Here is a 19,478-nt window from a genome sequence, read left to right as displayed (position 1 = left end):
GCGCGCGCAGGAACCTCTTCGACCTCCGCCGCTACGCAGCCTTCCTGAACCTCGAAGTGATCGAGCGGCGTGGCCGAACGGCTATGGCCGCGTGATCATGATGGAAACGAACTGAACGATGCTCTAGCCCCCAAAAGGGGCTTTTTCTCGGAGTGCTTCAGCTCATGTCGTTACCTCGTGAGCCGCTCCGAGTGCTTCCGGCTGGAGCGACAGTTTGCCGGCCGGGTTTCGCACCCGGAGGGGATGCGCGCCTTGGCAAGGCGCACACAACAACCATACCGAAAGAGCCGAACGCGGCGTCGTGGTCGGGCGCAAGAATCACTACGGGTCACGGTCGAAGCGTGGGACCGAGGTGGCTGCGCTTTTTTATTCGTACGTGGAGAGCGCGAAGCTCTGCGGGCTCGATCCGAAGGCGTACCTACGTAGGGCGGTCATGGCGGGGCTGCGTGGAGAGAGGATCGCGCTGCCGCATGAGGTCGCGGCTCAGGGATAGCGCAAGGCGAACGGCATGCCGCATTGTCCGGGCCGAAGGCGGCTCGACGAGGGTACGGGCCTGCTCGGAGTATTGATCGCTTGCGACGAACCAGGCGGTCCCGCCGGGAACACGTCGGCGCGGGCCCTGCATGTCCACGGCCGTCGAGCAAGACGAGGCTGGGCGAGGAGATACCGTTGACCCGCCCGTGCTCGGTGCTCGACAGGTTCCCCTTCGCAACGCCGCTCCTCCTGGCGAGCTGGTCCAGCGACATCCCCTGCTCGAGGCGGATGTCCCTGATCCGCGCGCCGATCTCGACGAGCAGGGGAGACGTGACTTGCCGACGTGGCATGCCCGGCCTCCGCCGCTCAAACCAGCGCCCGGAGGCGGATACGCGTCGGAGGGGCCCGGAGCTCGGAGGGGGTGTTGCGATCGACGTCCCCCTTGACTGGCAGGAGGTCGATCGTCCCCTCCTCGTCCAGGCCACGCAGCGCGGGCATGAGGGTGCCCGCGAAGGACATATCGCACAAAAACCTGGATTTCCGAATCGTCTTCGTCGATATGGGGAGCGGCAGACATGGCGAACACCTCCATTCGCCGACCCGGGGCGGGTGCGCCGTGCGACGGGCGCACGTGGGGTGTCACGCGGCGCAGCCGCCCAGGATCGGCGAAGACGTCGTTACAAAAAGCCGCTCGGGGCCGATTCGGCATCCCTTTTCGGATGTGTTTGGCCCAGGCGCGCAGATATCAGCCCCGAGCGGCAGGACCGACGAGTTCGTCGTCGTCCCGATGGGGAATGCGCACCCACGGGTCAAAAGGGTTCACGGGCGGCGAGAAATAGGTGGGAGGCGGACCTACACGTTAGGTGGAACCCGTCTGCCCAGCAGCCGTTGCAAGCGCTCACCGGCAAATGGCATCAAGGGTGACACTTACGGGCGGGGCCGATCCATCCCCGAACCTCCAGCCATCGACGGAGCCGTCGCGCACATGCCGACTAGATGCTCCAACTTGCGAATACACCCAGCTTCCCGTCTCATCTTGCGTCCAGTAGGACCAGTACGTGCAACTTTCCGCGATGCTTGGACATCGGCAAAAACAAGGTTCGGCCGGATAATCGCATCCGACGTTTTCGATGCTACAGATGGCGGCTCCTAGCTCAACAAACCCCTGCGACTTGATCGCCATGTGTGATTTCTTCAGCAAGTCATAGCCAGTAATTTCTCGCTCGGAGAATCGCACACACTCACTGCGCACACTCCCGTCAGGGAACTGGACGACAAGTCCCGCCTTCCCCGCATGAACTGCCGTCGCGGAAAACAAGACGGACGAGAACAAGAGTCCTTGAACGACAGAACGCCTCATGATCGTTTCTCCCAGGATGACTGTTGTAAACGGCCTTCTGTCCAAGAGCATGGGGAGCGCAACCGAATGTCGCAATGCTCCACCGCTCATCGGATCAATGGCGAAACAAGAGAAGGCCCCGTTCTACGAGACAGCGCGCCAATCTACATCGGCGAAGTTAGCGGGAGTATCGCCCGACGTGGCATGCCTCGACTTGTGCGCAGGACCGGCGCTGCGGGCCCTACTTACCCCGCAAACGGCGGGATACAGCAGAAGGTGACCGCGGTGTCCGCGTTCGGTTGCGCCTCGCCGATCGGCTCGCCGCCGCTCGCGAGGCACGTGCCAGGCATGTAGGCGGGGTCCGTCATGCTCTTGCTCCCGAGCACGCGGCCGGGGGGCTGGACGTTGTGGCACTGCTCGACGAACGAGGAGAGCGGCAAAGGATTGTACTCCGCAGCGCACGCGCCATCGTCGTAGAGATGCATCGTCGCCAGGCACCCGCTCCCCTGGGGCGCGCCGCATTCGCACTTGGTACACGACCGATTATCAGTCGGCATCTTCCCATACATCACGTACGGTGGCGCGTAATCGAAGTTCTCGGGGCACGTGTGGATCCCCAGTCGCCACACGCAAATATTCCACGGCAACGGCATGGATCGGGAGCAATACAATCGGTCATCGCCGCATTGCCCAGAGGGCGAATTCGCGCCGCATGCGAGCGCAGCAGTCGTCCAGCTCGTCTCGGCCGTGAACTTCGGCACCTCGAGCACCTTGACCTCGCACGACTCGGACGTCGGCCCGGGGAGCGGGGAGGCGCGGACCGATTGCGCGCAGAATTCCCCGCTCCCCGCGTGACATTGAGCGCCCGCAGGCAGCGCGTGGTCGCTCGAGCAGGATCCGTCCCAGCCGGCAGGCCGCCAAAGGGCAGCGACGAGACGCCGCTCTCCGCGCACGTGCCAGTCCGGACTTCGATCGTCTCCGGCAAGAGCTCGCATGTCCCCGTCGAGGGCTCGCATTCGCACGTATCGCACGTGGCAGGAGGGGCGACGAGGCCGGAGAAGAGGCGGAACTTGACGTCCTGGGGATCACTTGCGCCGTCGGAACAGGTGGCAGGCATCTCGCTCGCCGGGCCGATCCACACGAGGAGCGGCTCCTCGCTCCACAATGCGCCCCAATCGTCGCTCGGTCCGCGCACGCAGACGCCGGGGCAGGAGCCTTGGGCGTCGGGCTCCGCATCGAGCGCGGCGTCCGCTTCGTCGTCAGTGCCCGCGTCACCATCCGTCCCTGCGTCAAGGCAGCCGGGGGACGGGAAAAGGGCGTTGGGGTCGCACCAACCCACCACCGATTCCGGGACCCCCGGGCATCCCGCGACAGTCGACACAGCGGCGCACGACAAGAGTGTCCGAGGCGGCAGCGAGAGCATCGCAGCGGCGACCGCCGCGGCCCCGAGGATGGCCCCGGCACCCACCGACGCGAGCGTGTTCCAAGCGCTCGAGCTCCCCGCGGCCGAAGCGGACTCGCGGGCGAACGAGTCGGCGACGAAGAAGAGCGGCAGGGCGCGGCGGAACTCGTGCCTGCGGTCGCGAAGCCTGCGTCGCGCTTCCTTGCGTGCGAGGTATAGACGGGACTTCGAGGTGCCGACCGGAATCCCGAGCTCCTCGGCGATCTCCTTGTGCGTGAGCTCCTCCTGGTCGTGCAAGAGCAGGACGGCAAGCTGCCCCTCGGCCATTCCGTCGAGCGCGGCGAGCAAGCGCTGGTAATCGTCCGTGCCGATCATCGCCGATTCCGGCGACGGATCCGACGAGGGGACGAGGTCCGAGGCTCCCTCATCCGGCGAGAAAGCTCCGGCCTGGACGCGGAGGCGGCGAACGAGGCGCACGTTCGTTCGCCAGTTGCGTATTACCCCACACCATTAAAGCGAGCACGGTCGGGGCGCCTCGACCGATCCTCGCCCCCTTGCGCGCGCCAAGCTTCGCCGAGCGGTCGCGGTAGGGACAGCCCTTCGCTCACGGGTCGGGCCCCCCGCACTCCGAGCGAGCGGAGCTACCGCACTCGGCTCCTGGCTGCCGTCTCGGACGCTCCCCGGACACGTCCGCAACGAACCGCGCCAGGACTGCACGCCAAATGATTCCCTGTTGCACAGAAACTCCAGGATGCCCGCCGCCCTCGCTGCAACTAGGAGCGCTGGACGACAATTCAGTGATCATTCCAGATTCCATGCGGGCTCGGCTGTCCCATTTGTTCACTATGTCCTCGGTATGCAAGCTGCTTGGAGTCGGTGCGGACCGTCAATGATCCCCGGTCCACCGAGGGAGGTTGAATCTCATGCGTAACTCGTTCTTCGGCGGCGCGCTCGCTTTCGCTGCTTCGCTTTTCGCTGCTGGCGCTGCGTCCGCCAATGACGTCTGCGCGGAGTGTACGGCCAGCGCCGAGGCCACGTGCATGGCCGAGCTCGATGCCGCTGTCGATTGCGAGGCCTATGTCGCGGCCTGCTGCGAGGCATCTCTCGACGTGGATTGCTCTGCACGAATCGGCATTCAGCTCTGCCGAGGCGGCGTGCGTGACCAAGTGCAAGGCCCACAACTCCGGTTACGGCGACGGTGTCGAGGCGATGTGCAAGGCCGAGTGCCACGCGGGGATTGGTCTGGGCCTCGTCGTGACCGCCTCCGTGGCTTGCGAGGCCGAGTTGGAGGCGTCTTGCTCGGTGGAGGCAGCCCTCGCGTGCAGCAGCGAGATCAATGCCTACGCCTACTGCGCGGCCGAGGCCGAAGCCGAGTGCAGCTCCAGCTGCCCCTGATCGACTGTTCGACGAACATTCACGTCGCGCGGTCCCTGCGTGCACCAGGGCCCGCGCGGTGGTCCGTGAGAGGAGCGCAAGCCCCATCCCGCGCGCCAGCGCACGAGGCGGTCTGGCGAATGGATCACATCCTGGTGGTCGAGAACCTCGGCGCGTCGAGCCAGGCCTACGACGCGCCGCACGCCGGTCCGCCCGCGGCGGCGTCCTGAAAGAACACGAGCAGATTTCGCTTGCCGCTGAGGGCTTTCACCTATCTCAGCAGAACCTCCTCGGGCTACCGCACGCGTGGCCGTTTCTCGGGAGGGTGCTGTCGCGTGTCCGCGCGCCGCGCGCTCCCCCGCATGCATACGTTGATGGCCTCGCGCAGGTTGCTGAGCGTCCTCGCGCCCGAAAACCCTGCGGCGAGGCACGTGAACGTCTGCGCCACGGCGGGCCGGATCCCCGTGACGAGCCCCTCCGCCCCGAGGAGCTGAATGGCGCGGAGGATGCCCGAGAGCCGGTCCGCCGTCCCCGCGTCCACGGTCTCCACCCCGGTCAGGTCCAGGATTGCGAACCGCGCCCTGGTCGCCACGACCGCGTCGAGCAGCCGCGTCGTGATCTCGGACGCGCGCGCCTCGTCGAGCCCGCCGACGACCGGCAGCGCGAGGACGTCGTCCCACACCTGAATGACCGGCACGGACAACGCGTGAATCTCCGACCGCTGCTGCGCGATGATCGAGAGTTTCTCCTCGACCTCGATCTCGCGGCGCTTGAAATCGTCGATGTCCTGGAAGGCCCCGATGACCCGGGTCACCTTCCCGTTCTCCATCACCGCCGTGCCCGCGGTGCGCACCCAGAGCCGGCGGCCCTTCGCGGTGACGATCTGCAACTCCATATCGTAGGGCTTGCCCTCGCCCGCGCAGGCGCTGAAGGCCTCCGTGATGATCGACTGGTGTTCCGGCGCGTAAAACGAGATCCCGTTGTCCACGTTCGGATTGAATCCGATGGGCACCTCGTGGATCCGGTACGTCTCCTCGGTCCAGAACTGGTGTCCCGTCGTGCAATCCACGTCCCATCCCCCGACGCGCCCCGTCGCTTGCATCTTCTGGAGGAGATCACGCCGCCTCTCCCATTCGTCCACGGGCTCCTGCGCCTCCACCTCGAGCCCGGTCCCGTACACCTTCGTATCACCGACCACGCGGCGAAGCGAAAAGAGGAGCCTCCGGTAGCTCAGGTCCCGGTGCAGGAAACCCGCGTCGAGCTTCAGCGACGCGTCTCCCCCCTCGCTCGGGCGCAGGAACGCGCGCAGCGGCGCGGCTTCGTCGGGGTGCACGAGCCGGGTGAGCTCCGCGCCCGCGAGAGAGGACTCCGTATATCCGAGCGTGCTCCGGAACGCCTCGTTGGTGCGGATCAGCCGCCCGTCGCCGCTCAGCACGCAGAGGAGGTCCCTGGACGTCTCGAAGAAGTGCTCGAATTGGATCTCGTTTTCGTCGTGATTGGGAGACATGAAGCGAACCTCATCCGCGCGCGCCGTGATCAGCGCTGTCCCGGGACAACCCGAACCCCCCGGCGTTGGATGCCGGGTCAGGGCGATTGGACACGCATGTAGGTGAGGAGGCGCAGCGTCCGTTTTGCGATCTTCCAGCCGTGAGGCGTACGCACGACGATGTCCTCGTAGGTCCCGTGCGCCAGGTCGACGATGCCGGAAGGATCCACGACGTGCGTCGCGCTGAGGTAGGTCGACATCGTCGCCGTGTTCCCCTGCACGTTGATCACGACATTGCTGTTCAAGTGCTGCGTCGAGACGTAGCCGTTCGTGGTGAACTCGTTGTTCGCGACGTCGGCCCACGCGGTGGGATTGGAGGTCAGGCTCGGGGGACCATTGGGGTCGTCACCGGGGTAATAGGCCTCGAGGACGGCATTCGGCGTGAAGCATTTCTGGTACAGGCTCCGGCCCACCTCGAGCTCGCCGCGCCCGATGGCGTCGGTCCCGGCGGCATAACAGTAGGTCAGCTTTTCGATTTCAGCCTCGTCGAGGAGGCGCGCAAGCCCCTGCCCCCCGGCATTCCCATGTCCGCCCCCGGGGTGGCTGCCCGCGGCAGGCGTCGCCGTCCCCAAGGCGCTCGCAGCAATGGCCCCTGCGCACAACGCAACTCCGATGCGACCCCAAGAAGCCCGTGAACCCGATCGGTTGCTCTGCTCCATTGTGTATCTCCTACCGTGCGGCCCCCTTCAGTCACACTAAAAAGATTCGCGCAGGAGATCAAGCGTTCCATGTGTCCCATCAAGAATCCAACGACACGGCTCATTTTCACCATCACGCAATTCTCTGCCTGGCGGACACGTGCGGGAAGGGGCGCTGGGTTCTCGAATGCCTTCGGGTTCAGCTTCCACGGCTCCCCCTGACCCTCTCCCTGCCCCCCGCCCTACCGTCCCCCCAGGCCACGGCCGGTTCGCTTTGAGGAAACACGGACAGGAAGCTGTGTCAGAGACCGGCCTATCGGATCCGGATAGGATCACCGAATCGGATCCTGCCCGGGTCGGCGAACTGAATCCGGCTACTCGTCGCGTTCATCGTTGCTCACCTCACACACCAACTCGACTCTGCCTCTGCCGGGTCGGCGAACCGCATCCCGCGTGGGTCGGCTGCGTTTGCTGCTCTAACACGCGGAGTTGTGATCACATAGTTTGGGAACAACCAACCATGATTGCGCCAGTATGCAGCCAAACACGGAGCTTGCAATCGTCGTTCGAGTTCTTCATTCTCTGCCCCAGCGCTATGAAACACCGAGAGCCTAGGCGGCGACCACGCGCGGGATCTCCCTTCCTCATGCCTAGACGAACGCGACTCCGCGAAGCAGCCGTCGCCCTCGTGATGCTCGTGATCCGATAAAAATGCTCCCGGAAGGGCGCAACGGACGCAACTCGCCCAGAGAGGTGCCCTCGCGCCCTTCCGGGAGCGCGCAACGTAACTTTTCGACGAACCCGATCCGCTCGTCAGCGCTGGCCAGCCAAGGCCCGGAGCGCCGCTGCGCGAAGGTTCTCCCGATCCTCGTCCGGCTGCGGTCTCTCGCGTGCGTCGAGCTCCACGAGATCCAGGGCACGTCGAGCATTCCCACGACGCAATGCAGCCTTCGCCTTGAAGAGCCATGCACCTGACGGCGAAGCCCTGTCGGAGCTTGGTCTATCAGCCGGATTCGCGTGGGCCCGCGGCCTCGGATTCGGCGCAGAGACAACCATGACCAACGAAGAGCCCATCAACGGAGGAGGCGCACATGCGCTCGACTCCATTCTCGGCGCCTCCGCACTCCCCCTCGGCTCCGCCTGTACCACGACCGCCGCCGATTCATCGGCTGACGCGGGTGTCTTCTCTGGCGTGAGGGCCAAGGCAAGGACGCCGGCTGCCACACTCGGCAAAACGCGGAGCTGCGTGCCGAGCACGCGCGCGCCGGAACGGAAAAACCCGCGCCCCCACCCCACGAATGCCTCCGCGACTCGTGCTGCCGCGAGAAAACCCCCGATCCCGACCAGGACCACCACCGTTCGAATGCCGCGGGGCCTCTTGATCGTGTCGAGCCTCGCCAGCTCGAATCGAGCCACTTCCCTGCCGCGTTGTAGCCACGTCTCCACAGACTTGACGCGCGCGCCAATCTTCTCCGCCGTTTCCTCGGCGCTCTCCCCGAGCGCGTTCCCCTCGATTGCGCGCTGAAACTCCGGACGCAGGAGCGGCCAGACCTTCTCGATCCGCTGACGCTCCTCCAGCGCCATGATCGCATCCCGCGGCTCCAGCACGAGCAGCTCCATGGCCGACCCCTCCACGAGCTCCTGTCGAGCCAGCGCCTTGCGCTCCTTGATGTGCGTCAAGATGCGGAAAGTCAGAATCGTCAGGACAACCTTGTTCCGTTCGGTCGGCTCGCTCGGAAGCGGCTCCTCCCGGGCGCAAACATCGACAAAAACATTGGCGACGACGTCCGGTGCGTCCTGGTCGCGAACGCCCTTCGCTCGTGCTCGCTCATAAAGAATCGGAATGAGCGCGATCAGCTCATCGTATTCTTCTTTTTTGGGCTGGTTCACGGTAAAACCTCTCGGGTCGCGCCAACGTCCCCTCACTCGTAGAGGGTCGACGAGGCCCAAATCCCTTCAACGAATCGACATGCACCCCGAAAAAATCCGGGAGCCCGTGTTCCATCCAACCAAACGGCGCGCCAATCTGGGTTTGGCGGTCCTGGTTCTCACGTTCGCCATGTTGGCCGTGACACCAGCCGCCGCAGACGTCGAGTCTCCTCACTACCGGTTGGAGCTTTCGGCGAAACAGCTCCCGGCGTGCGGCCGTCTCCAGGACTTCGAAGGCCTGCTCGATCTCGTGCTCGCGCAGCCGCTTCTCGAGCCACCTGCGTCCCGGGTCCTTTCGGCGCGCATCGTCCGAACGTCAACGGGCGGATACGGTGTGGAGCTCGTGTTCAGGGACCTCGACGATCAGGTGCTCGACACGATCCATCGCGAATACCCGGCCGCGATGTGTTGCCACGAGGTGCTCTACAAGGCGGCGCTCGCAGCGGCGCTCTGGATGGAGAAACGCGAGACGCCCACCGAGGAGCCGCCGACGCCTGCAAAGGCGCCGGAGCCCTGCCCCTCGCCAAAGCCGCCGACGCCCGCAGCTCCGCCGCTATCGACGCCCACGGAGCCCCCTTCTCCAGCGGTGCCGGTCGAACGTCGATGGTTCCTCGGGGCCGGAGGGCTCTTCGCGGTTGGCATCGCCCCCGAAGTCGTCGGAGGCGCGCACGTCGGCGGCGGATATCGCGTCGCAGAGCGGTGGACCATCGAGGCGAATGCGCGCGCGACGTTTCCGCTGCTCACGCGGCCCCTCGGGACGACGCTCATGCGTGTGCACACGGCTTCGACGACGCTGGGCCCCTGCTACCTGCGCGGATCCTTTGGCGTCTGCGGAGCGGTCACGGCCGGAGCAACGTGGGCCGAAACCGTGAACCGGACGTACCCAAATCCCATCCGCCGCCCGTTCTTCGGAGTCGCCCTCCGCGGGCTCCTCGAACATCCTATCGGCGATCGACTGAAGATCCGGATGGACGCGGAAATCGCTGGGAACCTGTTGCGGTCGAGGTTCATCGCCGAAGAGAAGCCGACGCGATGGCGCACGGAGCCGGTGACGGCGAACTTCGGTGCGTCGCTCCTTTATTGGTTCTGATCCAGGTCAGGTCACGGGCTCGCGGCAGCAGAACGTCGTCGCGTTCGCGAGGAAGACCTCGCCGACCGGTTCGCTGCCGTGCGGTTCGCATGTGCCAGGCTGATAGTCGAGCACCTCGGCGGCGATGCCCGCGAGCGCGACGCCGGACATGAGGGGGTGGCAATCACCCCCCATCTCGGGCGAGATGTCAACAGCCAAACGCTCCGTCGTGCACGACGCGTCGCTGAACACGTGAACCTTGACGGAGCACATCGCGCCCGTCGGCGGATCGCACGAGCAGGCCTCGCACTGCCGTTGATCGTCGACCTGTCCGTAAAGGAGGCGCTTGTCCGGCCAGCCTTCGGGGCACGGTTCGTCGCCCGCACGCATCAGGCACGTGGCGAACGGCGCGCCCGAGAGCGGCAGACAAACCTCGTTCTCTCCTTCACATGCCGGCCAAGGTGCACGGGCGCAGGCCCGGGCGAACGGCGCGCCAAACCCTCCGGCCACCAAGTGGGCCGGTTCGGGCGGAGGATCGCTGCCGTGCGGCATACAGGGCGGCTCCTCGATCGTGGGCGCGGAGATGTGGATCCCTCCGACGCACGGCATGCCGCCACACTGGAGCCCAGCCGGGATCGAGTTCGTCGCGGAACAACCACCTTCCCAACTCGCAGGAGGGTCGAAAGTAGTATTGACACCGCCGCCCGCGCATGAATCGGAGGTCACCGTCCACGTCGTGGGCACGTGACATCCTCCTCCTGCGGGTGCATCACACGAGCACGTCGGACACACGGGCCCCCACGCCGGCGCGGGCCTTCCCTCGAAAGCGATCTCGGGCGCGTCCTCGGGACAAACGGGCACGTCGATCTCTGCCCCCGTGGCGAGCAGCACGGGCGCCCAGTCGGGAGCAGGGACCACGCACGTCCCATCCGTGCACGAGGATTGCGAGCCGTCGCCCGCCTCGGTACCGCCATCGACGCACTCGGGGAGCGGCGGGGGAGCACCGTCGGGGCAGTCCTCCGGCCAGGGGCACGGGCAACACTTCGGGGGCGTTCCAGGCGCGCAGTCGGAACCCGGGTCGCCGTCGCTAAACCAGCAACCGGCAGCCAGGAACGTTGCGGCGGTTGCCGACATCACGAGCCATGCAGCGAGGAAGAGGCGAGTATGCATCCTGTGGTGATTCTACCTGGCGCCTCGATGATGCGTCAAGGCCGGAGACAAACCCCGGCAAGTCCGGCCGGACGAACCCGCCAGGCCTTCAACCACGCGGACCACGCGAAACATGTTTGTCCCGGCCCCCGTCCCGTGGCAGGATGCGACAAACGGAAGGACATCGACCCATGCCGAGACGAACCGAACCCTCTCCCCTCACTGCCAAGGTCGGCGCCCGGATCCACGAGCTGCGGATCGAACGAGGCCTGACGCTGGAGGAGCTCGCCACCCGTGCGGGCAATATGTCGAAAGGACACCTCTCCAGCGTGGAAAACGGTTTGGCCGCCATCACCATCGAGACGGTCAACCGCGTCGCGACGGGGCTCGGCGTGCCGCCGCTCTGCCTTCTCACGTTCGCCGACGAGCACGAACTGGCGAAGATCGCGGAGCTTGCGCGGAAACTTCCGAGCACCCAACAATCGAAGATTCGGCGCGAACTGCAGGTGTTGGCGGGATTGTGGGCGTTGGCGAAATGACCAACTTTCTGGCCGTCGCCCGCTCTCGCTCGTGAGCCACGCGAAGCGTCTTCCTGGCTCGCGTGATCATCGGCCAGATGGATGTTACTTGAATGCCGACCACCTGCGCGATCTCGGCCACGCCCGAGCCGGCCGCGAAGAGCACCAGCGCGCGCGTCGAGCGCGTATGCGAGTCGAGGATACGCTCGAGCGTACTCCGGGACTCGGCAACCTGATCGGGTAGCGGCGCTGGCCCAGTAAGATTGTCGTCAGGGCCGCTCGCGGCTCCGGACTCGGGGTCGCGCGAGTCTACGTGGATTGAGTCTCGCACCCGTCGACCTTGACCGCGAACCGGCAGCACGTTGCAACACGCTCGTGTATGGACTACACGAGCGTGACCATGAGCACTCGCCCAACCCTTCCGAGCGACAAGGTTTCCCCCGAAGTCCACGACATCCTCGCGTCTTTCCACCGAGGAATTGTCGACGAAGTCGCAGCCGCTGTCACGCGTGACCCCGTCGTCGTCGTCGGCATGGCGCAAAATCCGGTCGTGAAAAACGCCCGCAAACTGCTCGACCAGGCAGGCGTCAAGTATACGTATCTCGAGTACGGAAGCTACTTTTCCCGTTGGAAGGAACGCCTCGCCATCAAGCTCTGGGCAGGTTTTCCAACCTTTCCGATGGTGTTCATCGATGGCATCCTCGTCGGCGGACACAGTGAGCTCAAGAAAATCGAGGCGGCCGGCAAGCTCAAGAAATAACAACGCCTTGCCACGGGGCGTGGATGGTCATTCATCGAGTTCCCGTCACGACCAAGCCCAGGGCCGCCAGCGCGACGAGTCCGAGGACGACACCATCCTTCCCGCCATCAAACGGACCGAGCTCGATGTCCTTCCCGTAGAAGAACCGCAAGATGCGTTGGTGCGTCCTCCTCTGTAATCACATCCACGGTCGACCGAATCTTCGGAGGCGCGAGCAGCACGAGTGTCCGGGTGATGGCAGAGCCGGCTGCATTCCGCTCCTGCGTGCTGTACAGATGCGCTCCGAGCTCACCAAGCGCGACGGGCGTATGTGAAAAAGCTGGCGAGCGAGCATCCGCGCGTCGAGCTTCAGCCTGGTCCCGTTCTTGGCGGTGGCGAAAGTTGGCGCTCGTGTCCGCCAGCTGCGCCAAGAGCGCGGCATGTCCTTGCAGAATCTCGCCTTCGCCGGCGCGATGTCGAAAGGACATTTGTCGAGCATCGAGCAAGGTCTCGCTGCGATCACCATCGAGACCATCGAACGCATTGCATGCGCGCTCGGTGTGCCTTCGTTGTGCATGATCACCTTTCCGGCAGACGACGAGCTGAATCGTATTGCGGAGCTCGCTCGTAAGCTGCCGAAGGGCGAACGCCGAAAGCTTCGGAAAGAACTCGAAGCGCGCACGACGCGCGCCCCCCCGACGTAACCTTGCGGAGCGCTGCTGTTCCGATATGTCGGGACCCTCCTCGGCCCTCCTCACGAGAAAGCTTGCAGCTCTGCGGGCTCGTCCCAGGCGTGAATCGCCAGATTGAAGGTGCCCCAGGTGCACCGGGAGGAAGGCGCCGCACTGCTCGGGGCCCGTCCCGCTGCCTGCCGTCACGCCGACTCCCGCAAGCTGCAGGCGCCTGCACCCGAGCCCCCCGCGCACCGCCTCGCGATCCCTCTTGGGAACAGACCGAGCTAGGGTTCGTGGCGGCGTAGCGACCTGCTCGCCGCGGCCCGCCGAGAAAGGCGCGCGCTTGCGTGGAGCGGAGTCCCGTGCCCCAACGACGACACGGAGAGGGAATCCGCCAAGCCTCGTCCGTACACTGGGTCTCATTCGTCATGCATCGGCGTTCGCGTTGGTTGTTGCTCGCTGCGCTTGCGCTTACATTGCCTACGGCATGCACACAGCAGGATCGCGGCGCCGGATTGACATCCCCTGCGAGGCCGCTCCACCAGGTTTGCGATTTGCCCGAGTCGATGCCGGTTGGCCTCATCTTGGATGTAGAACGCACCGTCATCCCGGACGGCAGCCCTTATCGCGAGCATGGGCAGCTGACTGACGCATCAAGCCAATGTGATCCAAACGTTCCAGACTGCGTCCGCGTTTCGACCGACATCCTGCGCGCGACCTACCAGCGCGTTCGGCGCGATGCGGCGCGCGGTTTTCGCGCTCGCAACGTGCAGGTCTCACCTCACTACGGATTTCGCACGCTGACCATCCGGTGGCCTGGAGGTCAGTGCTCGTTCGTCGATGGAGTGACCGATCCTCTCGAGGAAGCAGACCAGGCGCGCTTCTCGGATCTTTTCTGGTTCGTCGCTTCGATGATCACCCATCGCAAGGAGGATGCAGGTGCCGACGCGAGCAGCGCCGCCGATCCCCTTCCTCGTACTGCGATCGCCGTGTGCAACGACGAGCTCAAAAGGGCCATGGGCCCATACAATCTTGGCAAGAGCGTCAGCGATGCCGTCGCGTTGACGACCCATGAATCCAAAGGCTTTGGCCATCACGGCGAGCCGCCAAGCGTCTACTTCGTCGTGGGGCGCGAAAAGCCTCCCATCATGGACACCCCGCCGAACGAGCCCTTGCTCGTCGTGTCCTGGCACTGGCGTGCGCCCGGTGCAGGCCCCTGCTTCACGTTGAAGACCTTTCGTGGAGAGACGATCGGGACGCATTGCGAGGATCCTACCTTGCGCGAGTGGACGACCTCGGAAGACTCTCTTTTTCGCAGCGAGGGCCAGGCGAGCGCGATCCTCTGGGGCGGACCAGCGAGTAAGGAGCAATTCTTTTCGACGTTCAAGAGGCCCGCAGACGTTTGCTTGAAAGCGCTCGCAGAGGAGACGCAGCATCAGGGGTTGCACTGAGCCGGCTCGCACAGACGGGCACCTCAATGCAGCAACGCCATCCCCACCGGTCCCCTCTGCACCCGGGTTGAGCACCACCGCCCCGACCGGCGACCAGTTCCTGGTCGCCCCGGACCCGGGTGGTGCGCGGACGACCGATCCTGCCATTGCGGCAGCCACGGCGCGGCAGGCGCGCAGCTGCGGCCTCGCGCTCTCCGTGCGCGAAGCCCTCGGCGAGACGTTCCCGACCGGCGCACCCGCCCTCTGCGAGCGCCCCCCCGCGCCGAGCCACTGATCTCGACTGATCTGGCGCACCTATCGGACGCGGACGGGGGCGCCTCCCAGGGCGTAGCCCTCGTCGCGCGTGAGGATGCGAGCGGGGGGCTGGCCATCCATCAGCAGACCCCGCAGCTTGCGGATGGTGACGTGCAGCCGGTTGTCGTCGCGCAGCGGGTGATAGTCGGGCTGCGCCCAGCCCTCACGAACGAGTTCCTCCTTGCTGGCCTCGCCGCCGTGATCCCAGAGGACCTCGAGGAGGCGCCAGAGCAGCGGTTTGGACTCGAACGAGATGCGCGATCCGTCGTCGAGGACGACCGATCGATCGACGTCGGCGATGCCCCAGCTCGGGAGGGATCCCGGCGCGAGGTGCGCGATCTTGCCGAGGTGTCCTACGAGCGCGTCGAACAGTGCGCGCTCCACGGCGTCGGGACCTGCGGGCGCCCCGAGCAGGCGTCGTGCGCAGCGCGCGACGATCGGGGCGGGGGCTTCGTCGCGTGCCCAAGCCACGAGCTGCAGCATCGAGGCGGCGGGCTGCGAAAGGTACGCGAGCAGCTCGGCTTCGCGGACGAAACGCGCGCTCCCCATGCGCTCTGCCGACTCGCGGAGCCTTCCTACCTGTTGCGCGGCCTCCTCGCGGCGGCCCTGGGCGAGCAGGAGGAAGGTCAACGTCGAGCGCGCGTGCGCTTCGCGTGAGGCGTAGCCCCAGCGCGAGGCGTGCTGGACCGCCGCGCGACTGGCCGTGGTCGCTTCGTGCCAGGCGCCCCTCAGCACGTGCGCCTCGGCATCGGCGAGGCGCGCCACGATCTCGTGCTCGATGCTCCGCACCGCGGGAGGCGGGGAGGGGACGTGCTCGCCGAGGCGGAGGCGCGCGCGCCGCAGGGTCTCTTCGAGCAGCGGGCTCGCGGGCGCCCCGTTTCGCAACGACAGCACGAGTGGATCGCGCAGGGTGACGCCCAAGTCCGTGCCGCGCGCCAGCGCGACCTCGATCGCAGCCATCGCCGCCGACGATTGGGCCTCGAGCAGGTCTCCCTCGCGCGCAGCCTGGAGCGAATCGCTCACTTCCTCGCCGATCCCGTCGAAGTTGCCCGCCCACACGCGCGCGAACACCCGGCTGGATCCCGCGAAAGGGTGTTGGAGCGTCCCTTCCCGCGCGAACGGAGCGAGCCGCTCTTCCAGGGCCGCCACGTCGCGCAGGGCACCTCGGTCGATCGCGATTCGCAGCTGCAGCAAGAGGATCGGCCCGAGGTGGTGGAACGACAGCGAGCGAGCGCGATCGCCGGACATCAGCTGGGACAGGACGTCGTGCGCCTCCTCGAGCAGGCCGAGTTGGTAGAGGGTGTCGGCGGCACGGAAGAGGATCGGGTTCTGCGTGCGGAATGGAAGGCGTACTGCGCCGGCACGGACCCTCTCGAGGCGTGCATGCGCCTCGTCGCTGCGATGCATCAGCGCCAGGACGGTCGAGGCGCTACCGTCGCGCAAGCAGGCGAGCTCGTCGTCCTCCGTCGCGATCGACTCGACCAGGGCGAGAGCGCGCGCGAGCTCACCCTTCATCACCAGGCACTGGGCGGCGATCGTCTTCGCCTCGCCGGCGATCCGAGGGGCGCCCTCGGCTTCGGCGCGGGCGACGAGCGCCTCCGCGTCGCGGAGCGAGCGGTCGAGATCGCCCCCCGAGAAGAACGCCTCGAGGAGCACCAGAGCGTCCTTCAGCGAGGCGTGCTGCGCGGCAGCGTGCGGCAGCGCAGCAAGATCGCCCACTTCCGCTGCGCAGCGCATCCACCACCGGCCTAGCTCCGGCTCGTGGCGCCGGAGCGACAGAACCGCGTACAGGTTGCGCGCATAGCCGTCGCGCAGCGCTTCCTCTGCGTGCTCGTCGAGCCACGCGAGCACCGTCGCGGCGTTGCGATCGGAAAGGGCGCGCATCGCCGAGAGCATCGGGTCGACGATCGAGACATCCGGCGCGGCGCCCGACGCGATGGCGCGTAGGAGCGCGCCGGGGTTGCCGCGGGAGGCCTCCACGGCCCTGCCGAGATCGAGCGACCTCGCAGCGCTCCCGTGCGCCAACGTCTCGAGCTGGTCGTCGGGCATCGGCCCGAGGCGCAGGCTCTGTCCGGGGACGAAGCGGCTCTCGCAGAAGCCTTCACCGGTCACGATCCACCGCGACTCGCGCGCGTAGCGGGAGACGACGCTCATGAGATCGCGAAGCAGCGGATCGGCCGTGACCCCGTCGAGCACGAGCCAGAGCCGCGCGCGCTCGGCCATGTCGAGGAGCACCTCGGGGAGGCTCTCGCGCACACGAAGTACCGAGGCCCACGCGATCTGGGTGACGCTCGCAGCGGCGGCGACGATGCGCACGAGCTCGCGATCCGGCGCGACACCGTCCGGCAACCCGCCGAAGGACGCGAAGACGACCGGCACCTCGGAGAAGCTCTCGCGCAAGACCTGCAAGACCGTCGCGGTCTTGCCGACGCCGTGCTCGCCGCTCACGAGCGTGACGGGACCCCTCGCGAACGCGACGCGGAGCTGTTCGCGCTCCTTCTCTCGACCCACGAAGAGCGCGGGCGGGTTCGGCGCGCGCAAGGTCAGCGGAAGCGACGCGGGGAGCATCCGCGACCTTTTCTAGCGCAACGCCGAGACTTTACGAGCCGGATTGCGCGACGCGGGGGGTGGGGTCGCGCTCGCGACGACGCCCTCCCGCGTTCGGTGCCGGCGTACCGATCAGCGGTACGTGTAGGTGTAGACGATCCAGCCGTTGCTGACGTGACAGCCGGTCACGTGCGGGTCGAGCGTGTTCGCAGAGCCGGGGATCGGCAGGGTGTGGTTGTCGTCGGCGTGGTGCTCGGCGACGTTCCACTCCGACTGGGTGCAGGCGCGCCCACGGTCGAGCGGGTCCGGCGCCTCTCCGGCGCCCTCGAGCGCGAGCTGGTCGCCGCCCTCGAGCTCGCGCCCGTCGCTGTCCTCGCTGTCTTCGAGCGCGAGCTCGGCCTCCTCGACGAGCTCGTCGCCCCCCACGGCACAGCCCGCGAGGGACGCGGAAGCGATCATCAGCCCAACCAGAGCGTGCTTGAACATTGTGTAGCCTTCCTTCCGCAGGGGCCCGCTCCGCGCTTCGGCGAGCAAGCGGCAACCACCGGTGACCGGCATTCTGCAGAACCCGGGTGCCACGTCCCCTGATCTCGGCTGATCTCGCACCCTCCCGGGATCGAGGGCTTCGCGTTCACCCATCCTGGCGGTTCAGCGCGTCGCCGGGGCCGCTGCGGACGCCGCGCTGAGGAGGGTCGCCCATGCCTGCCCTGCGGCATTCTCACGGGCTGCTCCCCCGCTGACGGTCTTCGGCCGCTGCGCGTCGAGCTTCCAGGTCTGCGGCGCGGCGGAGCTGCTGCTCGCCGCCCTGCAGGTCTCGGTGCTGGCCTCCCTGGGGCTTCGCCTTTTCGGGTGGACGATCTTGACGCTGGGAACACTTGTCAGATGTAGGAGGATGCGACGGGAACCCCCACCCACCATGGGCCCCCGCAACACGGGGCGCCCCCTCCGCCCTCGTCCTGGTCTTGCGATGATAGGTGCACGGCGACCATCCCCTCCTACTGGCATGCATGAATGCCTCCCGATAGGCACGGAGAGCCGCCCCGCATGCGCGCGCCGCCGGGGCGCTACGGCGGGCGCTGGGCATGTGCCAAGCGCAAGGGCTCGCCGCGGAGCGGGGCGCGGTGACGCTCGCGCTCGCGGGAGCCCTGCTGTCCGGCGGGGACCGAGAAGGGGCGCGGGCCGCGTTTCTGGGGGTGGGCATCCCTGTCCACGTTGTCCAGCGGATGGCAGGTCACAAGCACCTGTCGACCACGCAGAGGTACGTGCACTACCTGAAGGAGGACCTCGAAGAGGCCGCCCGGCGCATGGCGCAGGCCCAGGGAGGAGCCGTGGTAACGCGCTGGTAACAGCGTGGTAACGGCCCTCCGGACCAACCCTGCGGGTGATCATCACCGCGGGGTCTACCCCCGCGGAATCACCCAAGAAACGCCTGGAGCCGCCTTCGAGATTTGAACTCGAGACCTACGGTTTACGAAAACGGGGCCGGTTTTCCAGCTGCTCCCCTCGCACGTTGCTGAAAGAGCGATGAAAAACGGCTCGGAACGGCCACGGTGCGAGAGTGAGGGGGGTGGCGGGGAAGGCGACGGGAGGCGACGGGAGGCGACGGGGTGGGAATGAGGCTGGGCAACAGGTGGGCAACGGGGAGGCGCAGCGGAAACGCTGATCAAGCAGGAAGTTCCGTCTGGGCCTTGCTGGGTTCGGCAGCCTTCTTTGGCGCATCCTGCTGTACACCCAGTGAGGGCACCAAGTTGCTCCGCGCACGCAAGCGCGACCAAAGCATGCCCGACCGGGTCGTTCGGTCGCGTGGCCAGTTCTCTTTGCCCTTCTTGCAACAAGTATCGACGCACGTCGGACACGCTTGCACCGCCAGCCACATGTTGCTTGTGAACTTCGAGAGTCCCGACTACACGGGTCAACGGTTCGTCAGCATAACGCCCCTTTAGGTCGAGTGTAAAAAAGTGCCTCTGTATCCGGTCACGAAATTCCTCCGGAACATCCGCTCGCGTGGCGAGTTTCCCGGTGCCGTCGTTGAGAAAAACGGCCACGCTCCACGCCGTGACGTGCGCGTCCATATGCTCGTACATTTCGGTCACGATATCGACCGCGCCATCTCCGTTCATGTCCCCCACGGCGAGATTCCTGATGGAATACTCACCCTGGTACTCGACGGACGGCGCGAAAGTACCATCCCCGCGACCAAACAGGAGCACTAGAACTCATCTCATAAACCGTCCAGGAGCGCCCTGAGGTACACGACGATGCATCCGAGATGGACGAAGCCGAGGAAGTTTTCGGCGTGACGCTCGTACCGAACCACGATGCGGCGGAAGCTCTG

Annotated in this window: 16 protein-coding genes; 9 read left to right on the top strand and 7 right to left on the bottom strand. The window is 66.3% G+C overall.

The window, feature by feature from the left end:
- Positions 1-2,058: 2,058 nt before the first annotated feature.
- Positions 2,059-2,298, bottom strand: coding sequence for a hypothetical protein (locus tag QHF83_RS50355; RefSeq protein ID WP_282425329.1), 240 nt, complete (start codon positions 2,296-2,298; stop codon positions 2,059-2,061).
- Between the two features lie 166 nt (positions 2,299-2,464).
- Here QHF83_RS50355 and QHF83_RS50350 point away from each other — a divergent pair, with 166 nt between their 5' ends.
- Both QHF83_RS50350 and QHF83_RS50345 read left to right on the top strand, forming a co-directional pair.
- Complete coding sequence (locus tag QHF83_RS50350; RefSeq protein ID WP_282425328.1) at positions 2,465-2,668, top strand: hypothetical protein; 204 nt, start codon at positions 2,465-2,467, stop codon at positions 2,666-2,668.
- 1,705 nt (positions 2,669-4,373) lie between these two features.
- Positions 4,374-4,610, top strand: a complete 237-nt coding sequence (locus tag QHF83_RS50345; protein WP_282425327.1) for a hypothetical protein — start codon at positions 4,374-4,376, stop codon at positions 4,608-4,610.
- A 274-nt stretch (positions 4,611-4,884) separates the two neighbouring features.
- On the opposite strand, the gene QHF83_RS50340 is transcribed toward QHF83_RS50345, so the two are convergent.
- The 3 genes from QHF83_RS50340 to QHF83_RS50330 all read right to left on the bottom strand — a co-directional run bounded on the left by QHF83_RS50340 (position 4,885) and on the right by QHF83_RS50330 (position 8,663).
- Positions 4,885-6,096, bottom strand: a complete 1,212-nt coding sequence (locus tag QHF83_RS50340; protein ID WP_282425326.1) for a PAS domain S-box protein — start codon at positions 6,094-6,096, stop codon at positions 4,885-4,887.
- A 77-nt stretch (positions 6,097-6,173) separates the two neighbouring features.
- Positions 6,174-6,707 (bottom strand): nuclear transport factor 2 family protein, encoded by a 534-nt coding sequence (locus QHF83_RS50335; RefSeq protein WP_282425325.1) that lies wholly within the window; start codon positions 6,705-6,707, stop codon positions 6,174-6,176.
- A gap of 879 nt (positions 6,708-7,586) precedes the next feature.
- The gene (locus QHF83_RS50330; RefSeq protein WP_282425324.1) at positions 7,587-8,663 is read right to left on the bottom strand and encodes a hypothetical protein; all 1,077 of its coding nucleotides are present in this window, start codon (positions 8,661-8,663) and stop codon (positions 7,587-7,589) included.
- Positions 8,664-8,832: 169 nt separating this feature from the next.
- Here QHF83_RS50330 and QHF83_RS50325 point away from each other — a divergent pair, with 169 nt between their 5' ends.
- Positions 8,833-9,792: a hypothetical protein gene (locus QHF83_RS50325; RefSeq protein ID WP_282425323.1), complete on the top strand. Its 960-nt coding sequence runs from the start codon at positions 8,833-8,835 to the stop codon at positions 9,790-9,792.
- Positions 9,793-9,798: 6 nt separating this feature from the next.
- Here the strand turns inward: QHF83_RS50325 and QHF83_RS50320 are convergent, their stop codons facing one another.
- Entirely contained in the window at positions 9,799-10,689 is an 891-nt protein-coding gene (locus QHF83_RS50320; protein WP_282425322.1) for a hypothetical protein, read from the bottom strand.
- A gap of 422 nt (positions 10,690-11,111) precedes the next feature.
- On the opposite strand from QHF83_RS50320, the gene QHF83_RS50315 reads away from it, so the two are divergent.
- The 5 genes from QHF83_RS50315 to QHF83_RS50295 all read left to right on the top strand — a co-directional run bounded on the left by QHF83_RS50315 (position 11,112) and on the right by QHF83_RS50295 (position 14,576).
- Positions 11,112-11,459, top strand: a complete 348-nt coding sequence (locus QHF83_RS50315; RefSeq protein WP_282425321.1) for a helix-turn-helix transcriptional regulator — start codon at positions 11,112-11,114, stop codon at positions 11,457-11,459.
- Positions 11,460-11,838: 379 nt separating this feature from the next.
- The gene (locus QHF83_RS50310) at positions 11,839-12,198 is read left to right on the top strand and encodes a glutaredoxin domain-containing protein (RefSeq protein WP_282425320.1); all 360 of its coding nucleotides are present in this window, start codon (positions 11,839-11,841) and stop codon (positions 12,196-12,198) included.
- A 371-nt stretch (positions 12,199-12,569) separates the two neighbouring features.
- Entirely contained in the window at positions 12,570-12,881 is a 312-nt protein-coding gene (locus QHF83_RS50305) for a helix-turn-helix domain-containing protein (RefSeq protein ID WP_282425330.1), read from the top strand.
- Between the two features lie 524 nt (positions 12,882-13,405).
- Positions 13,406-14,302: a hypothetical protein gene (locus QHF83_RS50300; protein WP_282425319.1), complete on the top strand. Its 897-nt coding sequence runs from the start codon at positions 13,406-13,408 to the stop codon at positions 14,300-14,302.
- Positions 14,303-14,369: 67 nt separating this feature from the next.
- Complete coding sequence (locus QHF83_RS50295; protein ID WP_282425318.1) at positions 14,370-14,576, top strand: hypothetical protein; 207 nt, start codon at positions 14,370-14,372, stop codon at positions 14,574-14,576.
- Positions 14,577-14,596: 20 nt separating this feature from the next.
- Here the strand turns inward: QHF83_RS50295 and QHF83_RS50290 are convergent, their stop codons facing one another.
- Both QHF83_RS50290 and QHF83_RS50285 read right to left on the bottom strand, forming a co-directional pair.
- Positions 14,597-17,164, bottom strand: coding sequence for an AAA family ATPase (locus tag QHF83_RS50290; RefSeq protein WP_282425317.1), 2,568 nt, complete (start codon positions 17,162-17,164; stop codon positions 14,597-14,599).
- 111 nt (positions 17,165-17,275) lie between these two features.
- The gene (locus tag QHF83_RS50285) at positions 17,276-17,629 is read right to left on the bottom strand and encodes a hypothetical protein (RefSeq protein ID WP_282425316.1); all 354 of its coding nucleotides are present in this window, start codon (positions 17,627-17,629) and stop codon (positions 17,276-17,278) included.
- Positions 17,630-18,225: 596 nt separating this feature from the next.
- Between QHF83_RS50285 and QHF83_RS50280 the strand changes: the two genes are divergently transcribed.
- Complete coding sequence (locus QHF83_RS50280) at positions 18,226-18,489, top strand: hypothetical protein (protein ID WP_282425315.1); 264 nt, start codon at positions 18,226-18,228, stop codon at positions 18,487-18,489.
- Positions 18,490-19,478 lie beyond the last annotated feature (989 nt).

Origin of the sequence: Polyangium sp. 15x6 (genome assembly GCF_029960785.1) — a bacterium.
In the GTDB taxonomy this organism is placed as follows: Bacteria; Myxococcota_A; Polyangia; order Polyangiales; family Polyangiaceae; genus Polyangium.
The sequence above is the reverse complement of the archived record's forward strand: the minus strand, read 5'-3'. Positions and strand labels throughout refer to the sequence as shown.